Genomic DNA, 18,329 nt, shown 5'->3' with positions numbered 1-18,329 from the left:
GAAGGGCGTTTATTTGCCGATACAGAAGCTGCCGAAGATCTCGCCGAGCAGATCGTCGGCGCTGAATTCACCGGTGATCTCGCCCAGCGACTGCTGGGCGTCGCGCAGGTCTTCGGCGAGCAGTTCGCCGGCGCCGTAGCCGGCCAGCTGGGTTTCGCCGTTGATCAGCGCCTGCTTGGCGCGATCCAGGGCGTCGAGATGGCGACGTCGCGCCGAAAAGCGCCCCTCGGTGGTGGCAGTGAAACCCATCACCGTCTTGAGGTGCTCCTTGAGCGACGTGATGCCCGCGCCGGTCTTGGCCGACATGCGCAGTACCGGGGTGGCATTGGCGTCGTCGAGACCGGCCGGCTCATCGCTGGTGTCGACCTTGTTACGCACCAGCGTCAAGCGGCCAGGGTCGGCCAAGCGAGCGACGAATTCGGGCCAGATCTCCATCGGGTCGGTGGCGGCGGTGGTAGTGGCGTCGACCAGCAGCAGTACCCGGTCGGCCTTGGCAATCTCCTCCCAGGCACGAGCCACGCCGATCTTCTCCACTGCATCGGGGGTGTCGCGCAGTCCCGCCGTATCGATGATATGCAGCGGCATGCCGTCGAGATGGATATGCTCGCGCAGCACGTCGCGGGTGGTGCCCTCTATCTCGGTGACGATCGCCGTGTCCTGTTCGGTCAAGGCGTTGAGCAGGCTCGACTTGCCGGCATTGGGACGCCCGGCGATCACCACGCTCATGCCCTCGCGCATCAGGGCTCCCTGATTGGCGGCGGCGCGTACCTCGGCCAGCTCGTCCTTGACCCCTGCCAGCATCGTCGCGACCTTGCCATCGGCCAGGAAATCGATCTCCTCCTCGGGAAAATCGATCGCCGCCTCGACGTACATGCGCAGTTCGATCAGCCGTTGGACCAGCGCCTCGACCCGCTGCGAGAAAGCTCCCTGCAGCGAGCGCAGTGCGTTCTCGGCGGCGGCCCGGGAGCTTGCCTCGATCAGATCGGCGATGGCCTCGGCCTGGGCCAGGTCGAGCTTGTCGTTGAGAAAGGCGCGCTCGGAGAATTCGCCAGGCTTTGCCAGGCGGGCACCCAAGGCAACGCAGCGCTCGAGCAGCAGGTCCATGATTACCGGGCCACCGTGGCCCTGGAGTTCCAGCACGTCTTCGCCGGTGAACGAGTGAGGGCCGGCAAAATAAAGCGCGATGCCTTCGTCGATGTTGCCTTCAGCGCCCTGGAAGGGGCCGTAGTGAGCGCGGCGCGGCGTGGGGCAGTGGCCTACCATGGCGTTGGCGATAGCGCTGCTTAGCGGCCCCGATATGCGAATGATGCCCACGCCGCCGCGTCCGGGGGGCGTGGCCAGGGCGGCAATGGTGTCCTGAGTATAGAGGCGCTCGGGCATCGGGAATTCCTCGTCGTGGCGTGCGGGCATTGTCTCGGGCGTGGCCCATAAACGCCAGACCCCCGCACGTGGCGGGGGTCTGAAAGCGGCGTGGGCGTCGTGTTACTTGGTCTTCATGCCCTTGCCAATGCTTGGGTCGTTCTCGATCTTGCGTGTGATCGCGTACTGCTGGGCGATCGAGATGCAGTTGTTGACAACCCAGTAGATCACCAGGCCTGCCGGGAACCACAGGAAGAAGAAGGTGAAGACGATCGGCAGCATCTTCATGATCTTCGCCTGCATGGGGTCCGGCGGTGTCGGGTTGAGCAACTGCTGGACGAACATCGAGGCACCCATGAGGATCGGCAGGATGAAGAACGGATCCTTCACCGACAGATCCTGAATCCAGAACATGAACGGTGCGTGGCGTAGTTCCACCGACTCGAGCAGCATCCAGTACAGCGCAATGAACACCGGCATCTGCACCAGGATCGGCAGACAGCCACCCAGGGGATTGATCTTCTCCTTCTGGTAGAACTTCATCATTTCCTGGGACATTTTCTGGCGGTCGTCGCCGTACTGCTCCTTGAGGCGCTGCATCTCAGGGCCCAGCTTGCGCATGCGCGCCATCGATTTGTAGGCCTTGGCCGACAGCGGCCACATCGCCAGCTTGACCAGAATGGTCAGGAAGACAATCGACCAGCCCCAATTGCCGAGCAGGCTATGGATCTGATCGAGCAGCCAGAACAGCGGGTTGGCGATGAACCACAGCCAACCGAAGTCGACGGTCAGACGCAGGTTGGGCGCTACCTGCTCGAGGCGCTCCTGAACCTTGGGCCCCATGTACAGGGTCGCACCCAGGCGACTCTCGCCTTCGGCGGCGATCTGCGTGGTCGGGCCGGCGAATGCCGCGACGGTGCGATTACGGCTGTCGGTGGTGCCGTAATAGAGGTTCTGCTGGTTCTGCGCCGGCGCCCAGGCACTGGTGAAGTAGTGCTGGATGATCGCTACCCAGCCGCCTTCGACGTCACGGTTGTCGAAGTTGCCTCTACGGATATCGTCGAAGTCGACCTTTTCGTAGCGGTTGTCCGGCGAGGAGAAGGCCGCCCCGAGGTAGGAGCTCATGCCCAGTGCCACACCGCTGGTGGGGTCGGGGCTGTCATCGCGTGCCAGCTGGCCGATAAAGCGGGCTGTTACCGGCTCCTCGGTGTTGTTGGCCAGGTAGTAGCCGACGTCGACCGCATAGTTGTCGCGCTCGAAGGTATAGCGCTTGATCACCTCAACGCCGTTTACCTCTGCCGTCAGGTCAACGGTCAGGCTGTTGGCACCTTCTTCGAGGCGGTACTCGGTCTGTTCGGCATCAAAGCCGATGCGGCCCGAGTGGCCGTCGAGCTGCAGCCCGGACTTGGCCACGTAGCTGCGTGTCTCGCTGTCGGAGAGCAGTACGAAGGGGCGATCGGAGTCGAGCGTCAACTTGTGCTGGGGCAGGGCAGCGTAGACGATGTCACCGCCCTGAGGGTCGATACGCACGTCGAGGACGTCAGTGGTCACCGCGACCAGGTCGCGGCTCCGCGTTTCGGTCTCGGCGGCTGAGGGCAGATCGCTCTCCACCGCCGCCTGCTGATCGGCGCTGGGAACGCTCAGGCCGCCATCGTCGTCGGTCTCAGCACTGTCGACCTGCGGGGCCCCGCCGTTGGTAAAGGAGGGCGCGTCCGGCTCAGGCGCTGCCTGGCCGTAGTCCTGGTTCCACTGCACGACCAGCAGATATGCCAGCACGGCCAGCGGAACCAGCAGAAGTAGTCGTTTTACGTCCATGAGGGTCCTGCCCGATGGGTAATGAACATTCTGACGGCAACATCGATATCAGCGGTGCCGATACACACGAAAGCCTGCCAGAGGCAGGCTCGAAGCGTCACCGCGAAGACGGCGAGGAAGTGTCCTGGCTGACAGCGGCCGTCGACTGCTTGCGTACATCCTTCTCCAGACGCCGCCACATGCCGTAAAGCTGGCGGTGCAGGGTGTCGTTGTCCAGCTCGTGTACGCCTCGCCGGGAGAGTACCACGATGTCGACAGCGGGAAGTTGGTGCTGCTGAAGGCGGATGGATTCGCGAACCAGTCGTTTCAAACGATTGCGATCCACGGCCCGGCGCACGTTCTTCTTGCTGAAGACCAAGCCGACGCGGGGGTGACCCAGTGCGTTGGGGCTTGCCAGTGCCAGCAATCCTTTGCCGTGAATCTTGAACGCCGCGTGATCGAAGACGTGTCGGTACTCCCCGGCATTCAGCAGTCGCAGATGCCGGGGGAAACCATGACAGGACACACGCAAGCCGAGTTCAGGCGCTCAGACGCTTGCGGCCCTTGGCGCGACGACGCGCCAGCACGGCGCGGCCATTCTTGGTAGCCATGCGGGCACGGAAACCGTGCACGCGCTTGCGCTTGAGAACGCTGGGTTGAAAAGTGCGTTTCATAACTATCGATTCCCACGTGGTTAATTGGACGGAACGTCAATGGTGAGGCGCCCTGGCTCCGGCGGGGAACCCGGGGTAATTCGGCTCAAGACCGGGCATTTTAGTGAATTCGGGCCACGGGTGCAATTTTTCCTCACCGTCATCGCCTAGGGCCTTGGCCGTCGTCCAGCACGCGTTCTAGACAGCGCCGCGGCTAGGCTTGCCAGTGATTAGAACATCTTGTTATTAAAATTGGGGATGGTATATGTGGATAAGCCATTTTTCATCATGTATTACAGTTAGATAGCACTCTTCGATGGGTGTGGGGAACACTTTGATAACTGACGGCGACCCGCGTCTCGGTGGGTTGCGCGGTGGCGCCTGGGTAACGCTTCGGCGGGGCTCGATGGAGTGCGGCGCCGGCGAGTTTTCCACAGCGATGAGGCATGGTCGGTGCGTGTGGATAACTCGCTGCTTGGGCGATACAATGGCCGGTCATGCATCAACGGGATGGTGAGGTCGAGTGTCGGTCGCTCTTTGGCAACAATGTCTGGATTTCCTGCAGGACGAGCTCAGCTCGCAGCAGTACAACACCTGGATTCGCCCCCTCCAGGCGGAACAGGGGGAGTCCAACGAACTCTGCCTGTTGGCGCCCAATCGCTTCGTGCGTGACTGGGTAAGCGACAAGTACATCAAGCGAATCAACGAGTTGCTGCGTGAGCTGGCACCCACCAAGCCGCCCAAGGTAACGCTGGCAGTCGGCAGTCGCCGGGCCGTGCCAAGCCCGCAGCCACGCGACCTGGGCAATCCGGTGTCTGCTGCGCCGCGCCAGCCTGCATCGCCGGCGGTACACACGCCGCCGCGTGGCGACCTCGCCGACGAGCGCGAGATCGAGGCGCCCAGCGATACACCGTCGCCACGCGGCGGGTCCCGCGGGGGAGGCGCATCGCGCGGTGGTGGCGAGCGCCAGGTACAGGTTGAGGGCAGCCTCAAGCACCAGAGTGGCCTCAACCCCAATTTCACCTTCGAAACCTTCGTCGAGGGCAAGTCGAACCAGCTGGCCCGCGCCGCCTCGCGGCAAGTCTCGGAAAACCCTGGTGGTGCCTATAACCCGCTGTTCCTGTACGGCGGGGTTGGCCTGGGTAAGACTCACCTGATGCACGCCGTGGGCAATGCGCTGGCCACCCGCCGCGAGAATGCCACCGTGGTGTACCTGCACTCCGAGCGCTTCGTGGCCGACATGGTCAAGGCGCTGCAGCTCAATGCCATCAACGACTTCAAGCGCTTCTATCGCAGCGTCGACGCGCTGCTGATCGACGATATCCAGTTCTTCGCCGGTAAGGAGCGTTCCCAGGAAGAGTTTTTCCACACCTTCAATGCGTTGCTCGAGGGCGGTCAGCAGATGATCCTGACGTCCGACAGGTATCCCAAAGAAATCAATGGTGTAGAAGAGAGGCTCAAGTCTCGCTTCGGATGGGGGCTAACCGTTGCCATCGAGCCACCGGAGCTTGAGACGCGAGTGGCGATTCTGATGAAGAAGGCAGATCAGGCCAAGGTCGATCTGCCTCACGATGCTGCCTTCTTCATCGCCCAGAAGATTCGCTCCAACGTGCGCGAGCTGGAAGGAGCGTTGAAGAAGGTGATCGCCGACTCCCACTTCATGGGCAAGACGATCACCCAGGATTTCATTCGCGAGTCGCTGAAGGATCTGCTGGCACTGCAGGACAAGCAGGTCGGCGTCGACAATATTCAGCGCACGGTGGCCGAGTACTACAAGATCAAGCTGTCTGATCTGCTCTCCAAGCGCCGTTCGCGCTCGGTAGCGCGGCCGCGCCAAGTGGCCATGGCGCTGGCAAAGGAGCTGACCAACCACAGTCTGCCGGAAATCGGTGACGCTTTCGGCGGACGCGATCACACCACCGTATTGCACGCCTGTCGCAAGGTGCAATCGCTCAAGGAAGAGAGCGCGGATATCCGCGAGGACTACAAGAACCTGCTGCGGTTGCTGACCAGCTGATCGCGGCAATGCAAAGCCATCGAAACTCAGGACAAGAGTGGAGCCTCCATGAAATTTTCCATCTCCCGCGAAGCCTTGCTGCGCCCTTTGACGCTGGTCGCCGGCGTGGTCGAACGGCGCCAGACGCTGCCGGTACTTTCCAACGTATTGATCCAGGTCAGTGCCGATGAGCTGTCGCTGACCGGCACCGACCTCGAAGTCGAGCTGATCGGTCGCACGGCGCCGAGCCAGGTCGAGCAGCCCGGATCGGCTACCGTTCCGGCCCGCAAGCTGATGGATATCTGCAAGTCACTGCCGGAGCAGGCCGAGATCAGCCTTGCCCTCGAAGAGGGGCGTGCGGTGCTGCGCAGCGGTCGTTCGCGTTTCACCCTGTCGACCCTGCCGGTAGCGGAATTCCCCAATATCGAAGAGGGCCAGGGTAGCGTCGAACTCAGCCTGCCGCGTGGAACGCTCAAGCACTTGATCGACGCCACCTCCTTTGCCATGGCGCAGCAGGACGTGCGCTACTACCTGAATGGCATGCTGCTAGAGCTGCGCTCCAACCTGGTGCGTACCGTGGCCACCGATGGCCATCGTCTGGCGGTGTGCTCGCGTCCAGTGGATATCAGCGTGGAACCGGCCCAGAAGCTGATCGTGCCGCGTAAGGGGATACTCGAACTCGTGCGCCTGCTGGATGACAGCGATGAGCCGGTGAGCCTGACGCTGGGGGCCAGCCATGTACGCGCCCACACCGGTGACTTCACCTTCACCTCGAAGCTGGTCGACGGCAAGTTCCCTGACTATGAGCGAGTGGTGCCCCGCGGTGGCGACAAGGTGTTTATCGCCGAGCGGGCGCAGCTTCGCCAGGTGTTTTCACGTACCTCGATCCTCTCCAACGAGAAGTATCGTGGGGTCAGGCTCCACCTGGAAGAGGGCAACCTGCGGGTGATGGCCAATAACCCGGAACAGGAAGAGGCCGAGGAGAACGTGGCTGTGGAATACAGCGGCGCGGCCATGGAGATTGGTTTCAACGTTGGCTATCTGATCGATGTACTTGGCGTGCTTGACGAGGATCGCGTACAGATGACGCTGGCCGACCCTAACAGCAGCGCGCTGATGGAGGAGCCGGGCGGCGGCGATGCCATGTACGTTGTCATGCCCATGCGCCTCTAAGCCAGGCATTGATGCCGATCGCATGCCAATAGAGCGTCTCGCCTTCCAGGGGTTGCGTAACCTGGCGCCCCTGGACCTGCGCCCCCAGCCGGGTATCAATCTACTTCTCGGTGCCAACGGCAGCGGCAAGACCAGCCTGCTCGAGGGTATCCATATCCTTGCCATGGGTCGCTCCTTCCGTACCCAACAGCTCAAGCATGCCATCTCTCACGACGCGGATGCGCTCTCCCTGCACGCGCGTATTGGCGGCGATCCGCCGCTACCGATTGGCGTTCGTCGTCAACGCAGCGGCAGTGAGCTCGAGATGCGCATGGCGGGGGAACGTGTCGCTAGAGTCGCGCAGCTGGTCGAGGCACTGCCTCTGCAGCTGATCAATCCTGACGCTTTCCGCCTTCTGGAGGGCTCTCCTTCGTCGCGTCGAGAGTTTCTCGACTGGGGCGTGTTTCACGTGAAACATGACTTCTTTGAGGTATGGAAGGGGGTGCGGCGGGCATTGAAACATCGGAACGCGTTATTAAGGCATGGTAGAATGGATGGCCGCTCCCTGGCTGTTTGGGAGCACGAATTGGCACAATGGGGCGAGCGTCTAGACGTCCTGCGCAGCGACTACATGACCGCCTTCGTTCCTGTATTCGAAGAGACCCTGGCGGCCCTGCTGCCGTTGCCTGACCTGACGCTGCGCTACTCGCGGGGGTGGGACAGGCAACGCTCGCTGATGGAGGTGCTCAAGCAGGGCAGAGACACCGACCGGCAGATGGGTTTTACCCAGCAGGGACCTCAGCGAGCCGATCTACGCCTTCGCATCGAACGCAGGCCAGCAGTGGAGGTGCTCTCACGTGGCCAGCAGAAGTTGGTTGTCAGTGCGCTCAAGCTTGCCCAAGGCCGCTTGCTCGAGCGTCAGACGGGTCGGCGCTGCCTGTACCTGATCGATGACCTCCCCGCAGAACTCGATGCGCGGCATCAGCAAGTGTTTTGCCAATGGTTGGAAACGATGCGCTGTCAGGCATTTATTACCAGCGTCGAGCCGCAGGCGCTTCGCGACACCTGGCAGCCGAACACCCAGTTCAGCGTGTTTCACGTGAAACATGGCGAGGTCGCCCCGGACGATTCGGTGGCACTGACTCACGGAACGAAAGATTTCACGACGGAGTAGTCAATGAGCGAACAAGCTTACGACTCATCGAGCATAAAGGTCCTCAAGGGCCTGGATGCAGTACGCAAGCGTCCCGGCATGTATATCGGTGACACCGATGATGGCACGGGGCTGCACCACATGGTGTTTGAGCTGGTGGACAACTCCATCGATGAAGCTCTAGCGGGGCACTGCAGCGAAATCCGAGTCGTCATTCACCCTGACGAATCGATTACCGTCAGCGATAACGGGCGTGGCGTACCGACCGATATCCACGAGGAGGAGGGGGTTTCGGCCGCTGAGGTCATCATGACGGTGCTCCACGCCGGCGGCAAGTTCGATGACAACTCCTACAAGGTTTCCGGTGGCCTGCACGGCGTCGGGGTGTCGGTAGTCAATGCCCTGTCAGAAGAGCTCAAGTTGACGATCTGGCGGGCGGGACAGGTATTCGAACAGATTTACCATCATGGCGTACCCGAGGCGCCGCTGGGCGTCGTCGGCAAGACGGAGAAATCGGGAACGCGAGTGCATTTCCGGCCCTCTCCGGAAACCTTTGGTAATATCGAGTTTCACTACGACATTCTCGCCAAACGCTTGAGAGAGCTCTCTTTTCTGAACTCCGGCGTGGCTATCCGGCTGCTGGATGAGCGCAGCGGCAAGGAGGAGTTGTTCCACTATGAGGGCGGGTTGCGCGCCTTCGTCAACCACCTCAACACCAACAAGACCACGCTCAATCCGGTGTTCCATTTCAACGCGGAGCGTGAAGATGGTGTGGGTATCGAAGTGGCGATGCAGTGGAACGACACCTTTGCCGAGAATATCTTCTGCTACACCAATAATATTCCACAGCGCGACGGCGGCACGCACCTGGCAGGTTTTCGCGCCTCGCTGACGCGCACATTGAACAATTACATCGAAGCCGAGGGCCTGCTTAAGAAGGCCAAGGTCAATACCTCCGGTGACGATGCCCGCGAGGGCCTGACGGCAATTATTTCGGTCAAGGTGCCCGACCCGAAATTCTCTTCGCAAACCAAGGAAAAGCTGGTTTCTTCCGAGGTCAAGACCGCGGTCGAGCAGGAGATGGGGCGGCTGTTTTCCGAATACCTGGTCGAAAAGCCCAATGAGGCCAAGGCGATCGTCAACAAGATGCTCGAGGCGGCGCGTGCTCGCGAAGCGGCGCGCAAAGCGCGTGACATGACGCGCCGCAAGGGCGCGCTGGATATTGCCGGTTTGCCGGGCAAGCTTGCCGACTGCCAGGAGAAGGATCCGAGCCTCTCAGAGCTCTACCTGGTCGAGGGTGACTCGGCGGGTGGTAGTGCCAAGCAGGGCCGAGATCGGCGCACCCAGGCGATCCTGCCGCTCAAGGGCAAGATTCTCAACGTCGAAAAGGCGCGCTTCGACAAGATGCTGTCGTCGGCCGAAGTCGGTACCTTGATCACTGCGCTCGGCTGCGGCATCGGGCGCGAGGAGTTCAATCCTGACAAGCTGCGCTATCACTCGATCATCATCATGACCGATGCCGATGTCGACGGCTCGCATATTCGTACCCTGCTGCTGACTTTCTTCTTCCGTCAGATGTCGCAGTTGATCGAGCGTGGTCACGTCTTCATTGCCCAGCCGCCGCTCTACAAGATCAAGCGTGGCAAGCAGGAGAGCTACCTAAAGGACGAGCAGGCGCTGATCGACTATCTGACCACGACCGCGCTGGATGGCGCTCGCCTCTACGTCAATCCCGATGCGCCGGGTATCGCCGGTGAGCAGCTAGAGACGCTGGTCAATCAGTATCGCGACGTGATGAAGCGTATCGATCGTTTGTCGCGGGTCTATCCCAGTGAAGTGCTACGCAAGATCGTCCATGCTGCAACCCTGGAGGCCGAGGATAGCCTCAAGGATCGCGTCACCATGCAGCACTGGATCGATTTTCTTCAGCAAGAGATGGATAACGTGGTGGCCTACCAGGGCGGACCGCGCTACACCTTCGAGCTGCAGGAAGATCCCGAGCGCGGCTTCTTTTTACCTGCGGTCTCGTTGGCGGCTCACGGCGTAACCACCGACTATGTCTGGGGCGTGGATTTCTTCCGCAGCGCCGACTATCGTGCCTTGGCCAAGCTGGGTGAAACCTTGAATGGCCTGCTCGATGAAGGCTCCTACGTGGCACGCGGCGAGCGCCAACAGCCCGTGGAAACTTTCTATGAGGCCCTCGAGTGGCTGATGAAAGAGGCGCAGCGCGGTTTCTCAATCCAGCGCTACAAGGGGTTGGGTGAGATGAACCCCGATCAGCTGTGGGATACCACCATGAATCCGGAGACGCGGCGTATGCTGCGGGTGTCGATTGAAGACGCGGTGGCGGCCGACATGATGTTCAATACCCTGATGGGTGATGAGGTCGAGCCGCGTCGTGACTTTATCGAACGCTTCGCGCTGGTGGCTAACCTCGACGTCTAGGGCGATGTTTCACGTGAAACACGCTGGTTGAGCGCCAAGCAAAAAAGCCCCGAGATGCTATATCTCGGGGTTTTTGCTTTTGTGGCGCACTATTCTATGGCTCTTGTTGTTCCTCGAGCAGCCAATCAACGAAGCTGGCCAGGTCATCGAAGACTCTTGCCCGGCTACCAGGTGCTGCCAGCTCTGGGTGCTTGGTCAAGGTTCGCTCGCCCTTGCCACTGCGTACCAGCACTGGCTGGCATCCTCTTGCTTCTCCAACTTGAAGATCGACGTTCTTATCGCCAACCATCCAGCTGCCGCTGAGTGACGGCATACCCAGCGCGCGACCAATCTGATCGAGTAGGCCCGGTCGCGGCTTGCGGCAGTCGCAGTCATCCTCGGGGGAGTGGGGGCAGTAGGCGATATGCGCCAGCCTACCTCCGGCGTCGGCCACCATGGCTTGCAAGTGCTCGTGCATACTGGCCAGCGTGGCTTCGTCATAGTAGCCACGCGCAATACCCGACTGGTTGGTGGCGACTGCGACGGTCCATCCAGCCTGACAAAGGCGGCCGATCGCATGGATAGCGCTGGGGTAGGGGTGGAACTCCTCCAGAGATTTCACATAGTCGTCGGAGTCCTGGTTGATCACGCCGTCGCGATCAAGAATTATCAGGCGGTCTGCTCTCGGCATGAGGGATCTGCTGTGCATGGCTAGGGAGTGAATGCAGAGTGTTTCACGTGGAACATCAGCTGCCAAGTCCGCCGAACATTTACCCGCGGCAAGCGTGATCCCGCTGCCGACCAGGGCAGTGCATGTTCCACGTGAAACATCAGGCTTGAGCGAAGGGGGGGATAGAAAAGGGCCGGCGAGTGAACCTCGCCGGCCCTTGGGGTTTGAAGGAGAAGGTGGCTACTGCTGGAGTTCGGCAATATCCGCCACTTCAAGAAACAGCGCCTGAAGATTGGCCAGCAGTGCCAGGCGGTTGTTGCGCACCGCCGGGTCCTCGGCCATCACCATTACCTCATCGAAAAAGGCATCCACCGGCCCCCTCAGTGTAGCCAGGCGGTCAAGAGCGGCGCTGTAGTCGCCGGCCTGGAACAGCGGGGCGACCTCTTCACGGCGCGCTGACAGCGCCTGATGCAGGGCCTGCTCGGCGCCCTCGTGCAGTAGCTGGGGGGCCACGGTCGTGCTGCCGTCATGGTCCTGTTTGGCGAGAATGTTAGAGACTCGCTTGTTGGCGGCTGCCAGGGCTGCGGCCTCATCGCGAGCGGCGAAGGCGTGGACGGCACGCATGCGGCGGGCAAAGTCGAGGGGTTTGGTGACAGGGCGAGCGCGGACTGCCAGATAGCTCTCGACCGCCATGCCTTCATCCTGTGCCCAGGCACGGAAGCGATCCAGCATGTAGTCGAGCACGTCATCCACCAGCCCCTCGGCCTTGGGCAGCTGCTGGTGCTGCGCAACCGCCAGCGAGAGTAGCTCACGCAGGTCGAGGTCGAGTTCGGCCTTGACCATGATATTGAGGACGCCAATGGCGGCGCGACGCAAGGCAAAGGGATCCTTGGCGCCGGTGGGCCGTTGGCCGATACCGAAGATGCCGGTCAAGGTGTCGAGGCGGTCGGCCAGCGCCAGCGCCAAGCCGGTACGCGTCTGGGGGATCTCGTCAGTGGCAAAACGCGGCAGGTATTGCTCATGAAGTGCCTGGGCGACCTCCTCGGCCTCGCCGTCCTGGCGCGCGTAATAGCAGCCCATGATGCCCTGGAGTTCCGGGAACTCGAGCACCATCTCGGTCACCAGGTCGCACTTGGCGAGCAGGGCGGCGCGCTCGGCATGGGCGCCGTCGCCATCAATACGTTCGGCAATGGCACGGGCGACCACGGCACTGCGCCGGGCCTTGTCGGCCAGCGAGCCGAGTTGCTGCTGGAACACCACGCTGGCGAGGCCGGCCTGGCGCTCGGCCAGTGGCGTCTTGCGATCGACGTCGTAGAAGAAGGCGGCGTCGGCCAGGCGCGGGCGGATCACCTTCTCGTTGCCGTCGATTACCTGCTCCGGGTCGTGGCTCTCGATATTGGCGATGGTGATGAACAGAGGCTTGAGCTTGCCGTGCTCATCGAGCAGGTGGAAGTACTTCTGGTTGGCCTTCATGGACGAAATCAGGCACTCCGGCGGTACCTCGAGGAAGCGTTCGTCGAAGCTGCCGGTGAGTGCCACTGGCCACTCCACCAGCCCGCTGACCTCGGTGAGCAGGGTTTCGTCGATGACCGCCTGGGCATCCTGCACCTCGGCCTCGGCGAGCACCTGCTCTCGAATGCGCTCGCGGCGCCGCTGGCGGTCGGCCAGCACAAAGGCATTTTCCAGTGCGTCGAGGTAGGCATCGGCGTGGGCCAGGGTGATCGCCCCGGGGGCATGGAAGCGATGTCCATAGGTGAGGCGGTCGGCGCTCAGGCCGAGGGTCTCGGCCTCGATGATCTGCTCGCCGTAGAGCATCACTAGCCAGTGCACCGGGCGTGAAAATTCGATGCGGGATGCGCCCCAGCGCATGTTCTTGGGTACCGGCAGGCCAGTCACGGCCTTGTCGACGATACCCGGCAGCAGCCGCTCGATGCGCTCGCCCTGCTGGCGTTCGCGATAGCCGAGCCAGGTACCCTTGTCGGTCTCGAGGTGGATCAGTTCACTAACCTCGACGCCGCAGGAGCGGGCAAAGCCTTCGGCAGCCTTGGTTGGCTGACCATCCTTGAAGGCCGCGGCGAGTGCCGGGCCGCGGCGCTCGATCTCGCGGTCGGGCTGCTTGTCGGCAAGCTCGCTGACGTGCACCGCCAGGCGGCGCGGTGAGGCATAGGCGGTGACGTTGGCGAAGCTTACCTCGGCCTCGCTCAAGCCCTGGCGGATGCCCTCGGCGAGTGCATCGGAGAGTCGGTCGATGGCCGCGGGGGGCAGTTCTTCGACGCCGAGTTCGACCAGAAGGGGGTGAAAAGCCATACTCATGCGTCTCCCTGTGTATCGGCGGCTGCTTCTAGCAGCTCGCGGCGCAGGGCTTCCGGGGCCATGGGGAAGCCGGCGGCCTTGCGTGATTCGTAGTAGGCGTGGGCCACGTCGCGGGCCATGGTGCGTACGCGCAGGATGAAGCGCTGGCGTTCGGTCACCGAGATGGCATGTCGCGCGTCGAGCAGGTTGAAGGTGTGCGAGGCCTTGAGCACCATCTCGTAGGCGGGCAGTGGTAGGCCGGCGTCGAGCAGCTTGCTGCACTCGCGCTCCTGATGGTCGAAGGCGTCGAACAGCGCCGGCACGTCGGCATGCTCGAAGTTATAGGCCGACTGCTCGCGCTCGTTCTGCAGGTAGACGTCGCCATAGGTGACCTTGCTGCCATCGGGGGCGTGGGTCCAGATCAGGTCGTAGACGCTGTCGACGTCCTGCAGGTACATGGCGATGCGTTCCAGGCCGTAGGTCAGCTCGCCGGTGACCGGATAGCACTCGATGCCGCCGGCCTGCTGGAAGTAGGTGAACTGGGTGACTTCCATGCCGTTGAGCCAGACCTCCCAGCCCAGGCCCCAGGCACCGAGCGTAGGCGACTCCCAGTTATCCTCGACGAAGCGGATGTCGTGCACCAGCGGGTCGATGCCGAGGCGCGCCAGGGAGCCGAGGTAGAGGTCCTGAAGCGCGGAAGGAGAGGGCTTCATGACCACCTGGAACTGGTAATAGTGCTGCAGGCGGTTGGGGTTCTCGCCGTAGCGGCCGTCGGTGGGGCGGCGTGAAGGCTGCACGTAGGCGGCGTTCCAGGTCTCGGGACCAATGGCGCGCAGGAAGGTGGCCGGGTGAAACGTGCCGGCACCGACTTCCATGTCCAGCGGCTGCATGATCACGCAGCCGTGTTCGGCCCAGTATTGCTGCAGGGCAAGGATCAGGCCCTGGAAGGTTGTCACGTCTGGCGTCGACTGTGTCATTGCTGATGCACCGTTGGCCCATGAATTCAAGAACCGCCAAGTATACAATTACCAGCGAATCGGTTATAGGCACGCTGCAGGAATGTCGGCCTGGCCATCGGTCCGTGGCCTGCCTCCGGCAGGCGCGGCAACCAAGAGGATAGACACATGATCGTAGTGACGGGCGGCGCCGGGTTCATTGGCGCCAATCTGGTCAAGGCGCTGAACGCGCGCGGCCGCAGCGATGTGCTGGTGGTCGACGACCTGAGCGATGGCACCAAATTCGTCAACCTGGCCGACTGCACGCTGGGCGATTACCTCGACAAGGACGACTTCCTGATGCGCGTCGAGGCCGAGCTGCGCGGTGAGGATGCCGGCTTGCCCAGCATCGAGGCCATTTTCCACGAGGGCGCCTGTTCGGATACCACCGAGTGGGATGGGCGTTTCATGCTCGACAACAACTTCGAGTACTCCAAGGTGCTGCTGCACTACTGCCAGCGCAAGGGTATTCCCTTCCTGTACGCTTCCTCGGCCGCCACCTATGGCGGCAGCGAAGTGTTCGTCGAAGCCCCCGAGCACGAGCGGCCGCTCAACGTCTATGGCTACTCCAAGCTGCTCTTCGACCAGTACGTGCGGGCGCGCTGGGAGCAGTTCTCGAGCCAGGTAGTAGGCTTTCGCTATTTCAATGTCTACGGCCCTCGCGAACAGCACAAGGGCAAGATGGCCAGCGTCGCCTATCACCACCATACCCAGGTCCGGGCCGGCGAGAACCCCAAGCTGTTCGGTGCCTGGGACGGCTATGACGCCGGCATGCAGAGCCGCGACTTCGTGTATGTCGGCGACGTGGTCGACGTCAACCTGTGGTTCCTCGATCACCCCGAGCAGTCGGGCATCTTCAACCTCGGCAGCGGCCGCGCCGAACCGTTCAAGGCCATCGCCGAGAGCGTAATCGACTACTACGGGCGTGGGCAGATCGATTTCATCGACTTTCCCGATGAGCTCAAGGGGCGCTACCAGAGCTATACCCGCGCCGATATCTCACGCCTGCGCGCAGCCGGCTACTCCTACGACTTCAAGACCGTTGCCGAGGGCGTACGGGCCTATCTGGAGTGGTTGAATGGCTGATGCCGGCGAGCGGATCCTGGTCGTGGGTCCCTCCTGGGTCGGCGACATGGTGATGGCCCAGAGCCTGCTGATGACCCTCAAGGCGCGCCACCCCGGTTGCCGCATCGGGGTGGTGGCGCCGGCGTGGTCGCTGCCGATGCTGTCGCGCATGGCCGAGGTGGATGATGCCATCGCGCTGGACGTCGGCCACGGCGAGTTCGGCTGGCGGGTGCGGCGCGAGGTGGCGACATCGCTGCGCGGACGCTTCGATCGCGCCATCGTGCTGCCGCGTTCGTGGAAGTCGGCGCTAGTACCGTTTCTGGCACGGGTGCCGGTGCGGCTTGGCTTCACCGGCGAACAGCGGCTGGTGCTGCTCAATCGACGCCGGCCGCTCGACAAGGGCGCGCTCGACCAGACCGTCAAGCGCTTCGTCTCGCTGGGCTTGCCGGTCGCAGAGGCGGCCAGCGGCGACTTCGCGATTCCTCGTCCGCGACTGGCGGTGGACCCTGACAACCTTGTCGAACTGCGTCTGGCCCTGGGATTATCGTCGCGCCCGGCGATCGGCATGATGCCGGGGGCCGAATATGGTCCGGCCAAGCAGTGGCCTCCGGCTTACTTTCGGCAGCTGGCGACCTGGCTGGTGGAGGCCGGCTTCGAAGTGCGGGTGCTGGGTGGTCCCAAGGATGTCGAGGACGGCGAGCATATCGCCGCTGGCCTGGAGCACGTGCACAACCTGTGTGGCAAGACGCGTCTGGCCGATGCCGTGGATCTGCTCGCCGACTGCCAGCAGGTGGTGACCAATGACTCGGGGCTGATGCACGTCGCCGCCGCGGTGGGCACCCGGGTGCATGCGCTCTATGGCTCGTCGTCGCCGGATTTCACGCCGCCGCTGACCGCACGGGCGCATATCCACCGCCTGGGCCTGTCGTGCTCACCGTGTTTCGCGCGGGTCTGTCCGCTGGGGCATACCAACTGCCTCAACCAGCTGACGCCGCAGCGCATCTTCGCTGCACTGACAGCGCCCTCCGAGGGGCACGAGCCAGCCTAGAGCACCGGCGGCAGCTCCTCCTCCTCCTCACTCAGGCCTTCGTCCTGCTCGCGTTGCGTCGGGGCTAGGCCGTCCCACAGCCGCAGCTGCAGCTCGCGCTCCTCGCGCAGCTTGGCGTTGATCAATTCCAGCTGATGGCGCTCGAGCAGCGTCTGCACTGGCGACAGCAGCGAGGCGCCGAGGCCGGCGCGGTGCTGGTGAATCTCGAACCCCATGGCCTCGAGGATGGTCGGGAAGACGTCGACCATCGATGACTCGCGCTCGATGCGCTGTGGCTCCAGGTCGTTGCCCATCAGCATGAAGGTATTGGCGCGGGGGCTGGCGATCAGCTCGTCCCAGGCCGAGACGCGCATGGTCAGGTGGTCGCTGGCGATGACCACCAGGGTGTTATCGAGCAGCCCCTCGGCGGCCAGATCGTCGAGCAGCTCGCGGGTCAGCCAGGCGTTGCACTCCACCGAGTAGAGAATGTCGACGCCGTCGAACTCGCCCTGGCGGTCGAGGCAGCGCTGGGCCGGATGACCGTAGGGCGCATGACCGCCGATGGTCAGGGTGGTGAGATTCCAGGGCGCGTCGCCGGAGGCCAGTTCACGCACCTCCTCGATGACGAAATCGAACAGGGTGTCGTCATAGAGCCCCCAGCTGTTGAGGTACTCCGGGTCCTCCATGCGCGGAGTCAGCTCCTCACGACCCAGCACGCTGTCGTAGCCGTGGCCGTAGTAGAACAGCCCCTTGCCGGCGAAGGCCTTGCTGGCCCCGCCCAGGTAGGTTTGCTGGTAGCCCTGCTCACTGAGCAGGTCGCCGAGGCAGGTCACCCCGGGTACCACCTCGTCGAGCGGCTCGAACTGGCGGTCGTGGAGCAGGCCCGCCGGCATCAGCGGAGAGCCGCACTGGCTGGCGATCATGCCGGCCATGGTCCAGCCGGTGTTGTCGAGCTGGCGCACGCCCTCGAAGACCTTGGCGTCCTCGCCGATGGCGTCGAGATCGGCGTAGGCATCGCCGAAGCGCTCGCGGTCGGCATAGGTGCGCTCGATACTCTCGAGGTAGATCAGCAGCAGATTGGGCGGGGTATCCGGCGCGCTGTGAATGACCGGTTCCACGTAGCGCCGGTCGAGCCAGGCGCCATCCTCGGCAATGATGGCGGCGCTGCGCTGGGTGATGCCGTAAAGCAGCGGGTTGCTGGCCAGCAGCAGCAGCGCCAGGATGCGCTCGAACAGCCGCCAGCGGTGGTCGTGGCGCACCAGCCAGGTGAACGCCACGATGATCAGCACCGCGCACAGCGTGGAGAGGATGGCGGCCACCACACGGCTGGCACCACCGTGGTCGGTCATGCCTGCCTGGAGGTGAAAGTAGATGGCGCCGAGGTCGACGATGCCGAAGCTGGCCGCCAGATAGACATACAGCCACCACAGCAGCAGGGGAGCCAGCGACCAGGGAATCACCGCCTTGGGGGGACGTGGCCGGCGCGGCGCGCCCCAGCGGAACAGATAGGCGGCGAGCAGCCATAGCGTGGCGACCAGGAAGAACGGCCAGAGGCCCAGCGGTAGCAGCGAAGCGGTGGCATAGGCCAGACAGCCACCCAGGAAGAGCAGTGCCCACCAGCGTGGCTGGCGCAGCCTGGCGTCACGAAATACGGCTTGAAACATGGCAAGCGCTCGGCAGGTTTGGAGTGCCTCTAGCTTAGCAAGGCTGGCCGCCCGCTCATACGCCAGAGGCCAGGCGTTTGCCGGG

The 18,329-nt window shown here is 62.9% G+C and carries 14 protein-coding genes; 6 read left to right on the top strand and 8 right to left on the bottom strand.

What is annotated here, in order from left to right; all coding sequences use genetic code 11:
- Positions 1–9: 9 nt before the first annotated feature.
- The 4 genes from mnmE to rpmH form a co-directional block, all read right to left on the bottom strand.
- Positions 10–1,380, bottom strand: a complete 1,371-nt coding sequence (gene mnmE, locus QC821_RS01330) for a tRNA uridine-5-carboxymethylaminomethyl(34) synthesis GTPase MnmE (protein ID WP_309715928.1) — start codon at positions 1,378–1,380, stop codon at positions 10–12.
- A 102-nt stretch (positions 1,381–1,482) separates the two neighbouring features.
- A complete protein-coding gene (gene yidC / locus QC821_RS01325; RefSeq protein WP_309715926.1) occupies positions 1,483–3,174 on the bottom strand; it encodes a membrane protein insertase YidC in 1,692 nt (563 codons plus the stop codon).
- A 97-nt stretch (positions 3,175–3,271) separates the two neighbouring features.
- Positions 3,272–3,679: a ribonuclease P protein component gene (rnpA, locus tag QC821_RS01320; RefSeq protein ID WP_309716370.1), complete on the bottom strand. Its 408-nt coding sequence runs from the start codon at positions 3,677–3,679 to the stop codon at positions 3,272–3,274.
- 13 nt (positions 3,680–3,692) lie between these two features.
- Positions 3,693–3,827 carry a 50S ribosomal protein L34 gene (gene rpmH / locus QC821_RS01315; RefSeq protein WP_010626003.1) on the bottom strand — a complete coding sequence of 45 codons (135 nt, stop codon included), beginning with the start codon at positions 3,825–3,827 and terminating at the stop codon, positions 3,693–3,695.
- 502 nt (positions 3,828–4,329) lie between these two features.
- Between rpmH and dnaA the strand changes: the two genes are divergently transcribed.
- The 4 genes from dnaA to gyrB are packed head-to-tail and all read left to right on the top strand — an operon-like array spanning position 4,330 to position 10,552.
- Positions 4,330–5,823, top strand: coding sequence for a chromosomal replication initiator protein DnaA (dnaA, locus tag QC821_RS01310; RefSeq protein WP_309715924.1), 1,494 nt, complete (start codon positions 4,330–4,332; stop codon positions 5,821–5,823).
- 48 nt (positions 5,824–5,871) lie between these two features.
- Positions 5,872–6,975, top strand: a complete 1,104-nt coding sequence (dnaN, locus tag QC821_RS01305; protein ID WP_309715922.1) for a DNA polymerase III subunit beta — start codon at positions 5,872–5,874, stop codon at positions 6,973–6,975.
- Positions 6,976–6,997: 22 nt separating this feature from the next.
- Positions 6,998–8,128, top strand: a complete 1,131-nt coding sequence (gene recF / locus QC821_RS01300; RefSeq protein ID WP_309715919.1) for a DNA replication/repair protein RecF — start codon at positions 6,998–7,000, stop codon at positions 8,126–8,128.
- A 3-nt stretch (positions 8,129–8,131) separates the two neighbouring features.
- A complete protein-coding gene (gene gyrB / locus QC821_RS01295; RefSeq protein WP_309715916.1) occupies positions 8,132–10,552 on the top strand; it encodes a DNA topoisomerase (ATP-hydrolyzing) subunit B in 2,421 nt (806 codons plus the stop codon).
- A 94-nt stretch (positions 10,553–10,646) separates the two neighbouring features.
- On the opposite strand, the gene gmhB is transcribed toward gyrB, so the two are convergent.
- From gmhB to glyQ, 3 genes are all read right to left on the bottom strand, one after another.
- Positions 10,647–11,222: a D-glycero-beta-D-manno-heptose 1,7-bisphosphate 7-phosphatase gene (gene gmhB, locus QC821_RS01290; RefSeq protein ID WP_309715913.1), complete on the bottom strand. Its 576-nt coding sequence runs from the start codon at positions 11,220–11,222 to the stop codon at positions 10,647–10,649.
- Positions 11,223–11,441: 219 nt separating this feature from the next.
- Positions 11,442–13,508 carry a glycine--tRNA ligase subunit beta gene (gene glyS, locus QC821_RS01285; RefSeq protein WP_309715910.1) on the bottom strand — a complete coding sequence of 689 codons (2,067 nt, stop codon included), beginning with the start codon at positions 13,506–13,508 and terminating at the stop codon, positions 11,442–11,444.
- A gap of 2 nt (positions 13,509–13,510) precedes the next feature.
- Complete coding sequence (glyQ, locus tag QC821_RS01280; RefSeq protein ID WP_309715907.1) at positions 13,511–14,470, bottom strand: glycine--tRNA ligase subunit alpha; 960 nt, start codon at positions 14,468–14,470, stop codon at positions 13,511–13,513.
- Between the two features lie 147 nt (positions 14,471–14,617).
- On the opposite strand from glyQ, the gene rfaD reads away from it, so the two are divergent.
- Complete coding sequence (gene rfaD, locus QC821_RS01275) at positions 14,618–15,574, top strand: ADP-glyceromanno-heptose 6-epimerase (RefSeq protein ID WP_309715904.1); 957 nt, start codon at positions 14,618–14,620, stop codon at positions 15,572–15,574.
- Positions 15,567–16,601 (top strand): lipopolysaccharide heptosyltransferase II, encoded by a 1,035-nt coding sequence (gene waaF, locus QC821_RS01270; RefSeq protein ID WP_309715901.1) that lies wholly within the window; start codon positions 15,567–15,569, stop codon positions 16,599–16,601. The genes rfaD and waaF overlap by 8 nt, the downstream gene beginning before the upstream one ends.
- On the opposite strand, the gene QC821_RS01265 is transcribed toward waaF, so the two are convergent.
- Positions 16,598–18,244, bottom strand: a complete 1,647-nt coding sequence (locus QC821_RS01265) for a sulfatase-like hydrolase/transferase (protein ID WP_309715900.1) — start codon at positions 18,242–18,244, stop codon at positions 16,598–16,600. The genes waaF and QC821_RS01265 overlap by 4 nt on opposite strands.
- Between the last annotated feature and the right edge of the window lie 85 nt (positions 18,245–18,329).

Origin of the sequence: Franzmannia qiaohouensis, assembly GCF_031451695.1 — a bacterium.
GTDB classification, from domain to species: Bacteria; Pseudomonadota; Gammaproteobacteria; order Pseudomonadales; family Halomonadaceae; genus Franzmannia; species Franzmannia qiaohouensis.
This window is presented reverse-complemented; position numbering and strand designations above follow the sequence as displayed.